The 2320-nt window shown below is 33.5% G+C and carries 3 protein-coding genes; all 3 read right to left on the bottom strand.

Going from position 1 to position 2320, the window contains the following annotated elements; translation table 11 throughout:
* Positions 1-61: 61 nt before the first annotated feature.
* Positions 62-259, bottom strand: coding sequence for a cold-shock protein (locus V7P59_RS12715; protein ID WP_250580646.1), 198 nt, complete (start codon positions 257-259; stop codon positions 62-64).
* 81 nt (positions 260-340) lie between these two features.
* The gene (locus tag V7P59_RS12710) at positions 341-571 is read right to left on the bottom strand and encodes a hypothetical protein (protein WP_333810528.1); all 231 of its coding nucleotides are present in this window, start codon (positions 569-571) and stop codon (positions 341-343) included.
* Position 572: 1 nt separating this feature from the next.
* Positions 573-2318, bottom strand: coding sequence for an aspartate--tRNA ligase (gene aspS, locus V7P59_RS12705; protein ID WP_333810527.1), 1746 nt, complete (start codon positions 2316-2318; stop codon positions 573-575).
* Between the last annotated feature and the right edge of the window lie 2 nt (positions 2319-2320).

Raw genomic sequence — 2320 nt, 5'->3', positions numbered from 1 at the left:
AAAAAAGTCCCGAAATAATTCGGGACATTAGTCTTTCTAGGTAATCAAAAAATACTATATATTATTCGATAACTACTACCTGAGCAGCTACTTTACCTTTTCTTCCTTCTTCTTCTTCGTAACTTACGCTTTCTCCTTCATTTAGAGTTTCAACTTTCATTCCAGTTGCGTGTACGAAAATGTCTTTTCCAGTTTCATCATCTGTAATAAAACCGTAACCTTTTGATTCATTGAAGAACTTAACTTTACCTGTTCTCATTTTGTATTGTAAAAAATTAATAATTATCAAAGATATACTTATTTACGACACAAACAAGAAAAAGTTAAAAATATTTCAAATTTATTGATTATCAGTGTCTTCTTTTTTCTTTAAATCAAAATTTAACATTCTATCTCTAACTTCTTTATTTTTAAATCTTGAATATAAAAATAATGGTATCAAAACAAATGTTATTAATAAAATTCCAATTCCAATCCATTTATCACCATTGCTGTTATTATACTTTTGGATATAACCAAATGCTATAAAACCAATGCTAATTACAATTAAACTAATTAGAATTTTTTTCATCTTATCTTAATTTAATATGCAATTCTTGTAATTGCGCTTCGTCAATAGTTGAAGGCGCATCAATCATTACATCTCTACCCGAATTATTCTTAGGGAAAGCAATAAAATCACGAATCGTTTCTTGTCCACCTAAAATAGAAACTAATCTATCCAAACCAAAAGCTAAACCTCCGTGTGGTGGCGCTCCAAACTCGAAAGCGCTCATTAAGAAACCAAATTGTGCTTGAGCTTCCTCTTTACTAAATCCTAACAAATCAAACATTCTCGATTGTAATTCTCTATCGTGAATACGGATAGAACCTCCACCAATTTCGTTTCCGTTTAAAACCATATCATAAGCATTTGCACGAACTTTTCCAGGTTCAGTTTCAATTAATGCCATATCTTCTGGTTTTGGAGAAGTAAATGGATGGTGCATTGCATGGTATCTTCCGCTTTCTTCGTCCCATTCCAATAATGGGAAATCTACAACCCATAAAGGCGCAAATTCGTCTGGTTTTCTTAAACCTAAACGAGTTGCTACTTCCATTCTTAGAGCAGATAATTGTGTTCTTACTTTATCAGTATTACCCGATAAGATTAAAATTAAATCGCCTGGTTTTGCATTGGTAATTTCTGCCCATTTTTTCAAATCTTCTTGATCATAGAATTTATCTACTGATGATTTGAAAGTTCCGTCTTCTTCACATTTTACATAAACCATTCCCGAAGCTCCAATTTGGGGACGTTTTACCCAATCAATCAAAGCATCGATTTCTTTTCTAGTGTAAGAAGCACACCCTGGCGCAGCGATTCCGACTACTAATTCGGCTGAATTAAATACTGGAAAATCTTTATGTTGCGCTACAGCATTTAACTCTCCAAATTTCATTTCAAAACGAATATCTGGTTTGTCGTTACCGTAGGTTTTCATGGCATAATCATAAGTAATTCTTGGGAATTTGTCTACTTCAATTCCTTTGATTTCTTTAAGTAAATGACGCGTTAAACCTTCGAACATATTTAAAATGTCTTCTTGTTCTACGAAGGCCATTTCACAGTCGATTTGTGTAAATTCTGGTTGACGGTCTGCACGTAAATCTTCATCACGGAAACATTTCACAATTTGGAAATATTTGTCCATTCCACCTACCATCAATAACTGTTTGAAAGTTTGTGGCGATTGTGGAAGTGCATAAAACTGACCTTCATTCATTCTACTTGGTACTACGAAATCACGTGCGCCTTCTGGAGTAGATTTAATTAAATAAGGTGTTTCTACATCACAAAAACCTTGGTCAGAAAGATATTTTCTAACTTCCATCGATACTTTATGACGGAACAACAAGTTGTTTTTAACCGGATTTCTTCTAATATCTAAATAACGATATTTCATACGAATATCTTCACCACCATCGGTTTCATCTTCGATAGTAAATGGAGGTAATTGCGCCTCGTTTAAAATCGTTAATTCAGCAACTAATATTTCAATTTCACCAGTTGCCATATTTGGGTTCTTCGATTCACGTTCAATAACAGTTCCTTTTACTTGAATTACAAATTCTCTTCCAAGAGATTTTGCTTTTTCAAAAACGGTTTTGTCAGTTCTTTGTTCGTCGAAAATTAATTGGGTAATGCCGTATCGATCACGTAAATCGACCCAAATCATAAAACCTTTATCTCTCGATTTTTGAACCCAACCTGCAAGGGTAACTTCTGTATTGATGTGTGAAGCGTTTAATTCGCCACAGTTATGACTTCTGTACATTT

Source organism: Flavobacterium sp. (assembly GCF_036782315.1).
In the GTDB taxonomy this organism is placed as follows: domain Bacteria; phylum Bacteroidota; class Bacteroidia; order Flavobacteriales; family Flavobacteriaceae; genus Flavobacterium.
The sequence above is the reverse complement of the archived record's forward strand: the minus strand, read 5'-3'. Positions and strand labels throughout refer to the sequence as shown.